This window comes from Cupriavidus gilardii (assembly GCF_017598945.1).
In the GTDB taxonomy this organism is placed as follows: Bacteria; Pseudomonadota; Gammaproteobacteria; order Burkholderiales; family Burkholderiaceae; genus Cupriavidus; species Cupriavidus gilardii_E.
This window is the reverse complement of sequence record NZ_JAGFTW010000006.1, coordinates 108,821-122,934: the sequence shown is the minus strand read 5'-3', so window position 1 is coordinate 122,934 and position 14,114 is coordinate 108,821. Positions and strand designations below refer to the sequence as shown.

The 14,114-nt window shown below is 66.2% G+C and carries 20 protein-coding genes; 19 read left to right on the top strand and 1 reads right to left on the bottom strand.

Annotation, left to right across the window (positions count from 1 at the left end; genetic code table 11):
- The first annotated feature begins 7 nt into the window (after positions 1 to 7).
- From J5T34_RS03680 to J5T34_RS03615, 14 genes are read left to right on the top strand one after another with little or no spacing between them, the layout of a single operon-like run.
- Complete coding sequence (locus tag J5T34_RS03680; RefSeq protein ID WP_208578650.1) at positions 8 to 1,369, top strand: DUF3383 family protein; 1,362 nt, start codon at positions 8 to 10, stop codon at positions 1,367 to 1,369.
- Positions 1,370 to 1,381: 12 nt separating this feature from the next.
- Positions 1,382 to 1,810, top strand: a complete 429-nt coding sequence (locus J5T34_RS03675; RefSeq protein WP_208578649.1) for a phage structural protein — start codon at positions 1,382 to 1,384, stop codon at positions 1,808 to 1,810.
- Positions 1,810 to 2,313, top strand: coding sequence for a phage tail assembly chaperone (locus J5T34_RS03670; RefSeq protein ID WP_208578648.1), 504 nt, complete (start codon positions 1,810 to 1,812; stop codon positions 2,311 to 2,313). The genes J5T34_RS03675 and J5T34_RS03670 overlap by 1 nt, the downstream gene beginning before the upstream one ends.
- Before the next feature lie 14 nt (positions 2,314 to 2,327).
- Positions 2,328 to 2,465, top strand: a complete 138-nt coding sequence (locus tag J5T34_RS03665) for a hypothetical protein (protein ID WP_208578647.1) — start codon at positions 2,328 to 2,330, stop codon at positions 2,463 to 2,465.
- Entirely contained in the window at positions 2,462 to 4,564 is a 2,103-nt protein-coding gene (locus tag J5T34_RS03660; protein ID WP_208578646.1) for a tape measure protein, read from the top strand. Before J5T34_RS03665 ends, J5T34_RS03660 begins: the two co-directional genes overlap by 4 nt.
- Positions 4,561 to 5,142 (top strand): phage baseplate protein, encoded by a 582-nt coding sequence (locus J5T34_RS03655; protein ID WP_208578645.1) that lies wholly within the window; start codon positions 4,561 to 4,563, stop codon positions 5,140 to 5,142. The genes J5T34_RS03660 and J5T34_RS03655 overlap by 4 nt, the downstream gene beginning before the upstream one ends.
- Entirely contained in the window at positions 5,142 to 5,477 is a 336-nt protein-coding gene (locus J5T34_RS03650; RefSeq protein ID WP_208578644.1) for a phage baseplate plug family protein, read from the top strand. Before J5T34_RS03655 ends, J5T34_RS03650 begins: the two co-directional genes overlap by 1 nt.
- On the top strand, positions 5,461 to 6,375 hold the full coding sequence (locus J5T34_RS03645) for a phage protein (RefSeq protein WP_208578643.1): 915 nt from the start codon (positions 5,461 to 5,463) through the stop codon (positions 6,373 to 6,375). The genes J5T34_RS03650 and J5T34_RS03645 overlap by 17 nt, the downstream gene beginning before the upstream one ends.
- On the top strand, positions 6,375 to 7,061 hold the full coding sequence (locus J5T34_RS03640; RefSeq protein ID WP_244258680.1) for a Gp138 family membrane-puncturing spike protein: 687 nt from the start codon (positions 6,375 to 6,377) through the stop codon (positions 7,059 to 7,061). The genes J5T34_RS03645 and J5T34_RS03640 overlap by 1 nt, the downstream gene beginning before the upstream one ends.
- Entirely contained in the window at positions 7,061 to 7,420 is a 360-nt protein-coding gene (locus J5T34_RS03635; protein ID WP_208578641.1) for a hypothetical protein, read from the top strand. The genes J5T34_RS03640 and J5T34_RS03635 overlap by 1 nt, the downstream gene beginning before the upstream one ends.
- Positions 7,421 to 7,468: 48 nt before the next feature.
- On the top strand, positions 7,469 to 8,890 hold the full coding sequence (locus tag J5T34_RS03630; protein WP_347880632.1) for a baseplate J/gp47 family protein: 1,422 nt from the start codon (positions 7,469 to 7,471) through the stop codon (positions 8,888 to 8,890).
- Positions 8,890 to 9,552, top strand: a complete 663-nt coding sequence (locus J5T34_RS03625) for a DUF2612 domain-containing protein (RefSeq protein ID WP_208578639.1) — start codon at positions 8,890 to 8,892, stop codon at positions 9,550 to 9,552. Before J5T34_RS03630 ends, J5T34_RS03625 begins: the two co-directional genes overlap by 1 nt.
- Positions 9,552 to 10,454, top strand: a complete 903-nt coding sequence (locus J5T34_RS03620) for a gp53-like domain-containing protein (RefSeq protein ID WP_208578638.1) — start codon at positions 9,552 to 9,554, stop codon at positions 10,452 to 10,454. Before J5T34_RS03625 ends, J5T34_RS03620 begins: the two co-directional genes overlap by 1 nt.
- Before the next feature lie 16 nt (positions 10,455 to 10,470).
- Positions 10,471 to 10,863: a tail fiber assembly protein gene (locus J5T34_RS03615; protein ID WP_208578637.1), complete on the top strand. Its 393-nt coding sequence runs from the start codon at positions 10,471 to 10,473 to the stop codon at positions 10,861 to 10,863.
- Between the two features lie 4 nt (positions 10,864 to 10,867).
- Here the strand turns inward: J5T34_RS03615 and J5T34_RS03610 are convergent, their stop codons facing one another.
- A complete protein-coding gene (locus tag J5T34_RS03610) occupies positions 10,868 to 11,983 on the bottom strand; it encodes an acyltransferase family protein (protein ID WP_208578636.1) in 1,116 nt (371 codons plus the stop codon).
- 105 nt (positions 11,984 to 12,088) lie between these two features.
- Between J5T34_RS03610 and J5T34_RS03605 the strand changes: the two genes are divergently transcribed.
- Genes J5T34_RS03605 through J5T34_RS03585 form a run of 5 tightly spaced genes read left to right on the top strand, consistent with a single transcriptional unit; the run spans position 12,089 to position 14,108 of the window.
- Positions 12,089 to 12,595, top strand: a complete 507-nt coding sequence (locus tag J5T34_RS03605; RefSeq protein WP_208578635.1) for a glycoside hydrolase family 24 protein — start codon at positions 12,089 to 12,091, stop codon at positions 12,593 to 12,595.
- A 17-nt stretch (positions 12,596 to 12,612) separates the two neighbouring features.
- A complete protein-coding gene (locus tag J5T34_RS03600; protein WP_208578634.1) occupies positions 12,613 to 12,954 on the top strand; it encodes a hypothetical protein in 342 nt (113 codons plus the stop codon).
- Entirely contained in the window at positions 12,938 to 13,369 is a 432-nt protein-coding gene (locus J5T34_RS03595; protein WP_208578633.1) for a hypothetical protein, read from the top strand. Before J5T34_RS03600 ends, J5T34_RS03595 begins: the two co-directional genes overlap by 17 nt.
- Positions 13,366 to 13,569 (top strand): hypothetical protein, encoded by a 204-nt coding sequence (locus J5T34_RS03590; RefSeq protein ID WP_208578632.1) that lies wholly within the window; start codon positions 13,366 to 13,368, stop codon positions 13,567 to 13,569. Before J5T34_RS03595 ends, J5T34_RS03590 begins: the two co-directional genes overlap by 4 nt.
- The gene (locus J5T34_RS03585; RefSeq protein ID WP_244258679.1) at positions 13,566 to 14,108 is read left to right on the top strand and encodes a DUF2514 family protein; all 543 of its coding nucleotides are present in this window, start codon (positions 13,566 to 13,568) and stop codon (positions 14,106 to 14,108) included. The genes J5T34_RS03590 and J5T34_RS03585 overlap by 4 nt, the downstream gene beginning before the upstream one ends.
- Positions 14,109 to 14,114 lie beyond the last annotated feature (6 nt).

Below are 14,114 nucleotides of genomic sequence, written 5' to 3'. Positions count from 1 at the left end.
GCCGCGAATGGCCAACCTCGACCGTATCGTCAACGTCCAGATCAGCCTGAGCACCACGGCGATCAAGGAACAGTCCTTTTCCGACCTGCTGGTGATCGGGCCGCATGCCCTGTCGCTGGCGCGTGTCATCGCCGTGACCGAGGCTGACGAGCTGCTGGACATGGGCTTGCCCAGCACGTCGCCGATCTACGCTGCGGTGCGGGACGTCTTCAAGCAGATTCCGACCCTGAATCGCTGCTTCGTCGGCCGCCAGGCCGTCGATGATATCGACGTGGCAGTCACCCGCGCGTCGCAGTCGCAATATGCCGTCACGCTCAGCTGGTACGACGCGAACGGCGCGGCGCAGACCGCGACGGCAACCTATACCGGCCTGGCGGCCGACACCGACGCCCTGATCGCGCAAGGCTTGGCCGCGGCGATCGAGGCGACCGCAGCGCCCGTGGCCACGACGACCACCGGCGCGGTCGTGACCATCACGCCGGAGGTGGACGGCGCGGCCATCGCGATCAGCCTGGCCGGCAACCTCGAAATGCAGACGCCGACCAGCACAGAGCCGCTGAGCGAAGCGCTGGCCGCGTGCCGGCGTCAGAACGACGACTGGTACGGCGTAGTGCTCTACAGCCACGCGGAAGCCGACATCCTGGCGGCCGCTGAATGGGTCGAGACCAACGAGAAGCTGCTCGGCGTGTCGTCGAGCCAGGCCAGCATCCTCGATCCGGGCTCCAACACCGACATCGCCAGCAAGCTGCGCGACAAGCAGTACTTCCGCACCCACCTCTGGTATCACGCGGCCGCGGCCACCGAATGGCTGGAAGCCGCGATCTCGGGCAACCGCTTCACCATCTATCCGGGCGGCGAGACCTGGGCCAACGTGCGGCTGGCCGGCATTACCGTCGACAACCTGCAGGAAGGGGCGTCGATCGCCGCGCGCGCGAAGAACGCCAACACTTTCGAACCCTTCCGCAACTTCGCGATCACGCAGGGCGGGAAGGTCGCGGCCGGCGAGTGGATCGACGTGATCCGCTTCCGGGACTGGCTGGCCGAGCAGATCAAGATCAACGTCGTCTCGGCGTTGGTCAACGCATCGGCCAACGGCAAGGTGCCTTACACCGATGGCGGGATCTCGATCGTGACCACCGCCATGCGCAAGGCGCTCGATCTGGGGGTGACGCGAAACGGCATCGCGCCGGAAGAACTAGACGAGGACGGCCGCAAGATCCCGTCGTACACGATTAGCGCGCCGCTGTCGGCCAACGTGCCATTCAACGACAAGGCCAACCGGGTGCTGAACGACGTCTCGTTCACCGCGCGCCTGGCCGGCGCTATCCATGCGGTGACCATCCGCGGCAACCTGACCTACTCGCTCTAATCGGAGTCGCTTATGACCGTCCACACCTACGACCCTGCGCGGGTCATCGTCACCGTCGCGGCGGCCACGCTGAGCGGCCTTGCCGAGGACACCTTCATCAACATCGAGGAGATCGGCGACGGCGTCACCTCGACTGTCGGAGCCGACGGCGAAGTCGCGCGTGCGATGTCGAGCGATCGGCGCTGCCGGGTCACCATCACGCTGCAGCAGACCAGCGCCGGCAACGACGTGCTGTCCGCGCTGTTGGCCGCCGATCGCCTGAGCGGGGGCGGCGGCATCTTCCCGATCGCCATCGCCGATCTGCGCGGCCGCACGGTGTTCAACTCGTCCGAAGCCTGGGTCGTGAAGAGCCCGAACGCGGAATTCGGCGCCGAAGTGGGCGAGCGCGAATGGACCATCGAGACTGGCAGCGGTACCTACTTCGTTGGGGGTAACAGCTGATGAGCCGCGTTCTGAACGTGACGATCGGCGACGCCGAATTCATCATCCGCAAGATGGATCCATTCGTCGCTCTCCAGATCTTCGGCGACTTGCAGCGAGACATCCTGCCGGCTGTCGGGCATCTGCTCGAAGGGGTATTCGCCGAGGACAAAGGCGGCGATGGCAAGGCGAAGGCGGACGCGAAAGCAGACGCCGCGGTGGCTGAAGCCGTCCGCGAGCTGTCCGGCAAACTGGATGGCGCCTCCTTGACGGCCTGGGCAAACCGCTTGTTCGACCCCGAGTTCGTCGTGGTATCGATCAACGGCCGGGAGTCGAAGCTGACGAAGGAAATGCGCGCGATGGCGTTCCGCGACGCCGGCGACATCCTCGAGCTGATGTTCCACATCATCCGACACAACTTCGCAGATTTTTTTCTGCGCTGGGCCGGCCGTATTGGACCGGTCCAAGGTCTCGCGGCGAAGCTGTCGGGCGGTTCCGCGCCGACCTCGAACGCGAACTCGTGATCTGGCGCCCCGTCATGGCGGGGCACGTCAGACTGGGCGAGATCCGGGCCGGCGCGGTCGACCTGGCCGACCTCCTGAAGCTGAACGCGCTGATGGACGCGCAGGAAGCCGCGCAAGAGCGAGCGACAAAGAAGACGAAAGGTAAGCCATGAGCGCGATTCGTGAACTGGTGACAGTGCTTCGGTACCAAGTAGACAACTCCGGTCTTCGCAGGTACCAGGAGGCGTATCGCGATGCCTTGAGTCGGATTCGAACTGGTGGCCGCACGGCACGAGAGTTCGGCGCTGGCTTCGTGGAGGGGGCACGGGAGGGCTTCCGGGACGTCCTTGGAGCGCAGAAGACGGTCGGCCGCAAACAGGAGGAGCTTGTCGCCGGTATGACCGTGGCCCAAGCGAAAGCCAGCAATGCGGTGTCGCGCCAAATCAGAGCGGAAGCAAATTTAACTGCGGCGAAGACGGCCCAGCTACGCGCCCAGCGAAAACTCACCGAAGAGCAGGAACACGGCGCCCGGCAGGCGACAAGCCAAGGGCGAGAACTGGGCGGGATTTACGGCCGGCTTCGAGGCATGGTCAGTGGCATTGTGGCTGGCGTCTCGGTCATCTCTGCGGCTCGCATTGCGGATGAATGGGCGAGCGTGGAAGGCCGCGTTGGACTGGCCACCAGCAGCGTCCAGGAGCAGAAGACCGCGCTGGAGGAGATCTACGCCATCGCGCAGCGCGCGCGGCAGGAATACACCGCCACCGGTGATCTGTTCCAGAAGGTGCAGCGCAACGCCAAGGATCTCGGTCTGGAGCTGCGCCAGTCGTTGGGCCTGACCGAGATCATCGCCAAGACGATGACCATCGGCGGCGGCGACACCGGCTCGCAGCAGGCCGCGTTGATGCAGCTTGGCCAGGCACTGGGGTCGGGTTCGCTGCGCGGCGACGAATTGAACTCGATCATCGAGCAGGCCCCGCGGCTCGCTGAAGCCATCGCCGAGGCGTTCGGCGTGCGTGTCGGTGAGCTCCGCGACCTCGGCAAGGCCGGCAAGCTGACCAGCAAGCAACTGGCCGAAGGGCTGCTCAAGCAGGCCGACAAGATCAACGCCGAATTCGAGCGTATGCCGAAGACCTTCGGCGGTGCGATGGTCGTGCTCAAGAATGCCCTCGGCCGCGAGATCGCCAGCTTCAACAAGGCCACCGGTGCGGCGGAGACCTTCGCCGGCGCCGTTGCGCTCGTCGCGCGCAATCTCCGCTCGGTGCTCGTCGTCATCGGCCTGATTGGCGCGTCGTGGGGCCTCGTGCGCCTGCGCGCGGCCCTGGTCGGCGCTACGGGATCCGCGACGCTGCTGCAGGCTGCCATGGTCCGGTTGCGCGCGCTGTCGATCGCGGCGCTCTGGCCGTACCTGCGGATGGCGGCGTTGCTGACAAGCCTCTACCTGATCGGCGAAGACATCTTGGTCTGGCTGCGCGGCGGCGTGTCGGTCACCGGTGGCCTGATCGGGCGCGTCGAGGAATGGCAGGAGTGGATCGACCGGATCCGCGATGGTCTGGCGTGGATCAAGGACCAGCTCGGCGGCCTCAATGACGAGCTGGGGCCATGGCTGCGTAAATGGGGCACGATCGGCGTGCTGATCCTGGGCCTCAGCGGGCCGCTGTTCCGGGTACTGCAACTGGTGTTCACGCTGGGGAAAGGCCTGCTCTTCCTCGGCCGCGGCTTCGGCCTCGTGCTGCGCCTGGCGTGGATGCTGGTGGCCGGCTTGGCCGCGATCGTGGGCTGGCCGGCGCTGCTGGTGGCGGCCGTCGTCGCCGCGGTGGCCGCTGCCGGCGTCGCCATCTACAAGCACTGGGACAATATCAAGAAGTGGGGCGCTGACGCGTGGGCCAGCATCACGGCCAGCGCCGGCGCTGCCTACGACTCCATCGTCGCCTGGATCAAGGGCATCGGCGAGTCCATCTCCACCTGGATCACCGGCAAGCTGGAAGAGGCGAAGTCCATGTTCAGCAACCTGGCGCCGGACTGGCTGAAGACTGGAGCCTCGTGGGTCGGCCGGAACGTGCTCGGTGTCGGCGCGGCCGACGTGCAACGCGCCGGCGCCACGACGGCGTCCGTCACGGTGCAGAACAACGTCGGCGGTGTGACGGTCAACGCGCCGAACGCCAACCCTGCGACCGTGGCCGCGGCGACTCAGCGCGGCGTTTCTGGCGCCCTGGCCGGCGCCCGCGCCAGTACTGCCGGCGTCGCGGTACCGATGGTGGAGGCCATGCCATGAGCTTTGTGTCCCTCGTGTTCTCGCTTGGCACCGCCAGGAGCAGCATCGGCGCGATCACCCTCGACGCGCTGCTCGACGAAAGCACGGAGCTCAACAGCCGCGCCACCGAGTACGCCGTCGAAGATGGCGCGCCGATCTCCGACCACATCGTCCAGGAGTCGGAGCGCCTGTCCCTGTCGGGGTGGGTCACGGCCGCCGATACGGAGCTGTTTGGGGCCGGCGGCCGCAGCAAGCTGATCACGGCGAAGGATGCGCTGCGCGCCATGCACGCGGAGCGGGTCGCCACAACGGTTGTGACTGGCCTGGACACCTATCCCGACATGGTGATGGAGTCCTGCAAGGTCAGCCGGGACGGCAAGGGCGAGTTCCTGCATCTTGCCTGCGAGTTCAAGCGCATTCGCAAGGCGACGCTGCGCACGGCTGAGATCCCGCCTGACAAGGTCTCCGCCTCGGCCTCGGGGGGGCGCGCGAAGGGCAAGGCCGGCGCAACCAAGACGAAGGCCGGCAAGGTGAGCGGCACCCAGCCGACCGCGCAGGAACGCTCCCGGCTGTCGACCAACGTGAACTGGGGCCGCTGATGATCAAGATTCCGGTGCTCGACGCCAACGACAGCCTTACCGAGGTGGTGCTGGACGGTGAAACCTTCTTCCTGCACCTGTCCTGGAACAGCGAGGCCGAGCTGTGGACGCTGGCGATCGAGAACGCCTACAACGAGGTGATCGTCAGCGGAATCGCCGTGGTGCCCGACACCCCATTGCTGGACCGCTACCGGCATCTGCTGGTGCCGGCTGGAGAGCTGGTCGCGCTGGCGCCGGATCGGCGGGACAACATAAGCCGCGAGGCCTTACCGTCGGGCGACGTGGCTCTGATCTACGTCGAGGCGGAGGAATTGGCCAATGGCACGCTTCAATAGGGTCTACCGCGCACTGATCGGCCATGCCGGTCGGCCCGGTATCGAGATCCGGCCGCCGATCCGCATCACCTTCGACGTCGAAAAGGACGCCAGCGAGCAGCCGAACCCGCACAAGATCCGCTTCTTCAACCTGGCGCCGGCCACGCGCAAGGGCATCGAGGAGCCAGACCTGCGGTGCGTGCTGTATGCCGGCTACGGCGAAGAGGACGGTCCGATCCTGCTGGCCGCCGGCGCCATCACCTTCGCTTACAGCTACTTCGACGGGCCGGACGTGGTGACCGAGCTCGAGGTGCGCGACGGCTACGTCGAGATCCGCGACACCGCTGTATCGCTCGGCTGCGGGCCCGGCGCCACGGCGCGGACCATCATCACCGACATCGCGAAGCAGATGGGCCTGCCGCTGGTAATGGCGAGGGACGTGCCGGACCGCGCCTGGCAGAACGGCTTCTCGTTCTACGGGCCTGCGCGCCAGGCGCTGCACAAGGTGGTGCAGGGCACAGGCCTGGAATGGTCGATCCAGAACCAAACGCTGCAGGTGGTGCCCAAGCGCGGCACGACCCTGCGGCAGGCGGTGGTGCTGGCCGCGGACTCGGGCCTGATCGGCTACCCGGAGCGCACGCGCGAAGGCGCGCGTGAAAAGGCAAGGGTCAAGGACGAGCGGACCGGAAATCGCGCCAATTTGGTCAGCGCCGAGCAGCAGCGCGACGGCTGGCGCGTGCGATCGCTGCTGTTGCCGCAGGTCAACCCCGGCGACCTGGTGAAGCTGGAGAGCCGGTCGGCCGAGGGCTTCTACCGGGCCGAGAACGTCAAGCACACCGGTGATTCCGAAGGCGGCGACTGGCAGACCGAGCTGCATCTGGTCGACCGCAAGGCGCCTGTCAAACCGAAGAAGAAATGATGGACATCACCGAACTGCGCCGCCTGATCGCGACGGAGCTATCCGAGGTTCATACGACCTTGCCGGGCGTGATCGTGATCTACGACGGCCGGACGGCGGTGGTGCGACCGGCGCTGCCGAAGCAGCTGGCCAGCGGCCAGGTGCTGGACGCCCCGCAGATCGTGCAGGTGCCGGTCTGCTGGCCAGTGGGCGACGTGGGCGGCGCGCTGGCGCTCATCTCGGTGCCGCTCAAGCCGGGCGACCCGGTGAAGCTGTCCTTTTCCGAGCGCGCGTTGGAGAACTGGCTCTCGGGCTCGGATGGGCCGCCGGATGATCCGCGGCAGTTCGACCTGTCCGACGCCTTCGCGACGCCGGTCATGCGGCCAGGTGCCGCGACGGCCGACACGGTCAACGTGAGCGTGCAGTACGGCGCCTGCTCCCTGAAGCTGTCGCCGTCTGGCGATGCCACGCTGGTCGGGCCCGGAACCTTCACGGTCGACATGGTGACCATCTTCAAGCAGGAGGTGACCATGGAGAAGCTGCTGACCTACATGCAGGGTCTTGCTGGCGCTGGCGGTTCTGGGCGGACGGTCATCGAGGGCGATATCGACCACACCGGCGGCACGATCCGCTCTACCAGCATCGTCGAGGATGGCCACCGCCATACCGACAGCATCGGCGGCAAGACGTCGACACCGGAGCAGTGATGGCCCTCGATCTCGCACTGACTTCCGGCCATGACCTCGATCTGTCTCCGGCTGGCGATACCTCGCTGATCGATGGCGCCGAGCGCATCGCCCAGCAGATCAAGGTCACGCTGCTGACGTTCCTCGGCGAATGGTTCCTCGACATCACGGTCGGCGTGCCGTACCTCGAGCAGGTCCTGATCAAGGCGCCCGACCGCGCGGCGCTGGAGGCCATCTTCCGATCGCGTATTGCCGCAGTGCCGGGCGTCCGCCTGGTGCGCCGCATCGACCTGCAGATCGACCACCAAGGCCGCGCGCTGGCGGTCGACTTCGAAGTGGACAGCGACGAAGGGCTAATTGCTCGCCGCTACCTTCTGTAAGCACAAGGAATTCCCGACATGGCCTACGGTGTAACCCCCGAGGGGTTCGTGCGCCCGCGCCTGCCCGAAATCCGTCAGGAGATCGTGCAGGATCTGAACGATCGGCTGCGCAATGCCGGCTTCACCGGCGAGGTCGAGACCCGTCCCAACTCTATCACCGGGCTACTGATCGACACGTTCGCCGAGCGCGAGGCAGCGCTGTGGGAGCAGGCCGAGGGCGTGTACCTTGCCATGTATCCCGGCTCGGCGATTGGCACATCGCTCGACAACGCCGTCTCGTTCACGGGCGTCAAGCGGCTGGGGGCCGAGAAGTCCCGCTGCTACGTAGTCTGCTACGGCGCTGTGGGCACCGTGGTGCCGGCCGGTGCGCAGATCCGGCATCGGTCGACGCAGACCATCTGGGCGACGGCGGCCGACGTGACCATCACCCCGGGCGCGGCCGCAGACGTGGTCGTCGCGCCGACCGTCGTATCTGGGCAGCTATACCGCATCACTCTGGACGGCACCGACTACACCTACACGTCGGACGCCACGGCGACGATCGCCGAGATTCTGGCCGGCTTGGTGGCCGCTCTCAGCAGCTCGCCGTATTCGATCAGCAGCGACGGCGCGGCGCTGCGCATCGTGTCCGATGGTCGGGTCGCGTTCTCCGTGGCGCTGGGCGGGCCGCTGACGCTTTCGAACGTCGGCTCGCCGGTGCTAGCCGAAACCATCGAGCCGATGGCAGAGGCGGCCGCGCCAGGGGATCTGAACGGCATCGTCACGACGGTCACCGGCTGGGATGCGGTCAACAACCTGCAGGGCGCAGTGGTGGGCCGGCTGGCGGAGAACAACGCGGAGCTGCGCGCGCGGTATCCGAGCGGCCTGTTCCGCTTGGGCGCCGCGACCAAGCCCAGCATCGCGCCGAACATCCGGGACCGGGTGGCCGGCATCACGGCGATCAAGGACTTCCAGAACGACACTGACTTCACGGACCCGGTCGGCCGGCCGCCGCACAGCATCCACGTGGTGATCGACGGCGGTCTGGACAACGAGATCGGCGACGCGATCTATCGGGTGAAGGCGGCCGGCATCGATACGCACGGCGCGATCGCGGTCGAGGTCACGGCCGACGACGGTGACAAGCACATCGTGCGCTTCGACCGGCCAGCGCCGGTCTACGTGTGGGTGAGGGCAGTGCTGACGCTGCTGCCGGCGACCGAGCAGGCCTTCCCGCCCGACGGCTTTACGCAGGTCGCGCAGGCGATCGCGGCCGCGGGCAACGCGCTGGGCATCGGTCAGGACGTCGTCCAGCAGCGCTTCTACTGCGCGGTCTATGGCACGCCCGGCATCGCCCATGTCGATCTGACGTTCGCGCATTCCACCGATCCAGCGTTCGATCCGCAGCCGGGCGACTACTCGCCGGCGAACATCACGATCGCCGACTTCGAGGTGGCGAAGTTCGATCTCTCGCGCATCGAGGTGTCCTGATGGATCTGACACAGGATCACGCCGGCACGGCGTGGGGGCACTGGCTGAGCCAGTTCGACGGCAAGCCGCGGCTCGAAGCACTGGTAAAGGCGTTGCTCAAGCCGGCCGACGGCATCCAGGGCGCGCTCAAGGCGCTGTACGAAGAGCGCTGGCTGGACACCGCGGTCGGTAAGCAGCTCGACGGCATCGGCGAGATCGTCGGACTCTCACGCGTCATCGACGAGGCGCTGTTCACGGCGTTCTTTGGCTTTGTCGGCCAGCCGGCCATCGGCGGCTTCGGCCAGGCTCGCATCCGGCGCGCGTACGAGAACGCGCTGGTCGGCTCCACCACGCTGCAGGACCCGGAGTACCGGAAGCTCCTGTACTGGAAGATCGCGCTGAACAACGGCCACGGCACCGCGCCCGAAATCGTCACCGCGCTCAAGCCGATCTTCGATGTCGATCGCGTGATCGTCGAGGACGCCGGCAACGCCAAGATCCGCATCTGGGTGAGCAAGATTCCCGGCCCGTCCGACGTGCTCATGAACAACCCGTATCGCTGGGTGCCGAAGGCGGCCGGCGTGGGCGTGAAGATCATCACCGGCTCGACGCCGAAACCGTTCGGGTTCCTGAATCAGGGCTTCTACGGCTTCGGCGTGGGCGTATTGACAAGGGGTATTTGATGGCAGCGATGGATTTCTTCACCCAGTTCGAGACGCTGTGGGCGCAGACCGGCCAGGTCGAGGCGATCGAGGACAACCAGTACAAGGCTGGCTGGGCCTACATCGGCGCCACGCCGCCGTCGGTCGAGCAGTTCAACAAGGTGCAGCAGCTCAGCGACCAGAAGGCGGCGTGGCTGTTCGCGCAGATCAAGGAGCTGGCAGAGCAGGGCGGTTTTGAGCTGACGGCCGATATGGTCGACGCGTTGACCAAGGGCATCGCGACCAGCATGCAGTCTGGCTCGGGTGTGATCGGCATCGACACGGGTGCAGCAAATGCCTACGTCGTCAATTACACGCCGGCCGTAGCCGAGTTGAAAGACGGCATGGCCCTGTGGTTCAAGGTGAAGACTGCGAACACCGGCGTCTCGACGCTAAATGTCAACGGCCTCGGAGCGCGCCCCATCATCGGCATGGCGCATACCCCGTTGCAGGGCGGCGAGATGGTCGCTAGCGGCAAGGCTCTGATGGTGTGGAAGGCCGAGTCAAATTCATGGGTGCTTGTCGGCTGTTCAGGCGGTGCGCAGCAAGTCGCTGTTGGCACACAAAGCGGTCACGCAATTCAGCTCGGCCAGTTCACCGGCACAAACCAAAGCCTAGGCGCAAGTGGCTATCAAAAGCTGCCCGGAGGACTGATTTTGCAATGGGGTGGTGTGAGCGCGGCAAACGGGCTGGGCAACGTGACGTTCCCGATCGCTTTCCCGACCGCACTCGTAGGAGTGTTCATCGGCGAGACATCCGGTGCAGGAAATCCCAACGTCTGGGGTATCCGAAGCCAAACGAGGACAGGATTCATTGGCGTTGTATGCGACTTGGCTGGCACGGCCATTGCCGATGGGTCGTATTACTGCGCGCTCGGGTATTGATTAGAGGGAGATCGACATGTTCGCACTATGGGTCGAGGAAGACGGCCGCTTCGCGTTCGCAGAACAAGACAATGGCGGCGTCAGTATCGACGACGATGTCTATCGTGAATTGTTTGCCGGCCAGGAGCGAGGGCTTCAGATCGTTAAGGGGGCAGATGGCCTCCCAACCTTGGGCGAGCAATCTCACCCACCGGAACACATCCGGTTGGAGTTACTTCTGCGCCAGAAGGCGGCGAAGGTGGAGACCGCCACAAGCCGTATTGTGCCGCTTCAGGATGCGGTCGATCTCGGCATCGCGTCCGCTGCAGAAACGGCCGCGCTCACCGAGTGGAAGCGGTATCGGGTCGAGCTGAATGGGCTCGATGTCACGACCGAGCCTGTTGAATGGCCGGAAGAGCCTGGGCAGTGACCCGTCAACGTGCCCCTTGCGGGCCCAGCGGCTGACTATGCCGCCGACGTGCGGCGCGTTGTTGAAACGGCAACTCGATCCAGCGGTATGAGAGGTCAGCCGCCAGTGCAATCAAACTGCCCGCGGCGATGATCGCCGTGGCGACGTTGGCCGCCGTGGGCTCCAGCCCGACGGTTCTGTGCATGGCCTCTCGCACCACAAGGATAATCGGCAAGTGGCACAGGTAGATCGAGTAGGACCGCTCGCCAAGCCAGATCAGCGGCTTGGCAGCAGCCGACCTCGAGAACGCGTCGCCGCGCAGCGACGCGAGCAGGCAGAGCAACGCGCCGATAGCAATGGCCGGAAGGACAAACGGCTGAGGAAGGTTAACCGGTGCGGTGATGCAGATGAGAACGCCTGCTGCAAGTCCACTGAGTGCAACCCACCGGGGTATGGATAGACGGGGCAACGACCCGGACCTCGGTGCGAATGCGAGATACACCAACGCCCCGAGCGCAAAGGCTTGTACTCGAAACGCCCAAGGGTATGAGAAGCTGGGGGCATCAAAGAACGACATCGCCACACCAGCGGAAAGCATCAGAACGACGGCGCCACGCTTCCCGATGATGAGGATTGATGTCGTCAGTGCTGCGTAGAGTTGCCACTCGAGCGACAGTGACCACGTGACCCCGTTGAAGTCGGCGCTTCCGCAGGCCGCCGCGCCGGCCTGCACGCAATTGACCCAGTACAGGTTGGACAGGCCGATCATTGCCATTCCGGCGCTGACAGCAACTTTCATGGGCTCCGCGCCGGGGTAGGAACTGACCAGCGCAGCTGCGCCGATTGACAGTGCGGCCCAAAAGGCGACGGCAGGAAACAGCCTAGCGACCCGCCGGCACCAGAAGGAAGTTACGGCCTCGCGGCGTGTCGGCGACCGGTCGAGGTCCCGCAAGAATGTCTGGCAGATCAGCAGGCCAGAAATAGCGAAGAACACGTCCACGCCAGACCAGAATCCGAGGTACTCGAACACGCGGTAGTAGGCGTCCGGAGTTGGCAGGCGGCTGCGGTAATGCTGCAGGAGCACCATCAGAATGGCGATCGCGCGCAGGCACTGGATGTCGTTGTTCTTCGTTTGAGCCATTGCAAGCACATGCCTAACAATTGAGCTGGTGATTCTAGCAGCCGCCTCTCGGTGGCTTTTTCCATGCCCGCCTCGCGCGGGCATTTTTCATTTGTGGAGCCCGCAATGCCATTCACCCATCCCGACCAACTGGTCGGCGGCCGGAACATGGCCGCCTTCCTCGACATGCTGGCGTACAGCGAAGGCACGTCGACGGTGGCCGGCAGCGACGACGGCTACAACGTGAACGTCGGCGGCAAGCTCTTCACCGGCTACGACCGGCACCCGCGCATCGTGGTGCTGACGCGCTGGGGCCTGAGCGACGCGGCCGGCCGCTACCAGATCATGGCCGCGGTGCCGGGGAAGATCCGGACCGACACGTGGGACTGGGCGAGCCGCGCTTGCGGCGTGACCGACTTCAGCCCGCGATCGCAGGACATCGTCGCCGCCTACCTGATCAAGCGCCGCGGCGCGCTGCCGGACCTGCTGGCCGGACGCTTTGCCGACGCCGTGCGGAAGTGCCGGCAGGAGTGGGCCAGCCTGCCCGGCGCGGGCTACGGCCAGCGTGAGCACCGGCTGGAGACGTTGCGGGACGTCTACCTGGCGCACGGCGGTACCGATATCGAGGCGTAAGCCCAATGGGAAAGACGATGGATCTGAACGAACTGGGGGGCGTGCCGGGCGGCCCGAGCGGGGCACTGGGCGCGATCGTGGCGGCCATCGGCGGGGCGATCTGGCTGGTGCGCAAGGTCTGGCGGTCCGACCGCGTGGAAGGGGCGCAGAGCCAGGCCGAGATCGACATCATCGCGCGCTTGTCCGAGCAGCTCGACAAGGCCAACGCGCGCGCCGACCTGGCCGAGCAGCGCGCTGACACCGCCTACAAGGAGCGGAACGAGCTGCTGCGCGAGATCGGCGAGTTGAAGGGCACGATCGCCGCGCTGACAGCTGAAGTGCGGCTGCTGAAGGAGAGACTCGATGGGCAAGCTACGTGACTGGGCCGGCCGGCACCGGGCGACGTTTCGCCGGGTGGCACACGCGACCGAGGCAGTGACTCTGGTGCTGGTCATCGCGACGGGCGGTGCAGTCGGCGGCTATGCGCTGGCGCAATGGCAGGCGCGGGACGTGATCGTGCAGATGCGGACCGACCACGCAGCGGAGATTGAGCGACTGCAGGGCACGTTCTCGTCGACGCTGCAGGCCTTGGCGCCGCAGCTCGGCGACATCGCGGAGACGGCGTCGGCGGCGGCCGGCGCGGCCGCTCAGGCGGCGGAGACATCAGCGGAGGCCGCGCGGACCGTAAAGCAGGCCGCCCGCGCGGCGCCGGCTCCGCTGTCCGAGGCGGAGCGATCGCGCGTGAACGGCGCCATCGAAGCGGCGAATCGGAAGCTGAAGGAGGGCGGCCGATGAAGGCATTCGTGTTCTGTCTGCTGCTGGCCGGCTGCGCTGCGCCGATTGATCCGGCGGTGCCCGAGGCGTCGACGCCGGCCGCGCGCGCGAGCTGCCCGCCATTGCCGACGCTCCAACGAGGGGCAGGGCGCCAGGCGCTGCTCGCTCACATCGACACGACGGCGAGGATGTACGCCGACTGCGCGACGAGGGAACGATGATCCAGATGGCTGCCATTCGGGCTGCTGCGGCCGCTGTGCCGTGGCGCGCGGTCGCTGTCGTGGCGCTGGCCGGCGTCGCATTCGGTGCCGGTTGGGCCGCGCAAGGCTGGCGCAAGGACGCCGAACTCGACCGGCTGCGCCGCGGCTACGCCGAGGAACGACTCGTCCAGGAAGCGGCCAAGGTGGGTGCAATAGGGAATGCCCGTCGTGAGGAGCAGCGCCGCTTATTCGAACAATCGGAGATTGCCAATGCTGCGAAACACGAAGCCGACCGGGCGCGCGCTGATGCTCGCGCCGCTGATGCTGTTGCTGGCCGGCTGCGCCAGCGCGTTGCCGACCTGGTCGCCGCCAGTCGAGCCGGCAGCAATCCCGCCCCTACCAGCGGAGGCGCGCCAGCCGGCGATCCCCTCGGAGTGCTGGCCGACATGCTCGAAAGGGCTGACCGTCGAGCGGGAATCCTGGCTGAATATGCTGACGCCGCCCGGATCGCAGGGCAAGCATGCGAGCGGGCCTATGGCGCGCTAGTTGAAGATCCTTGAACGCCG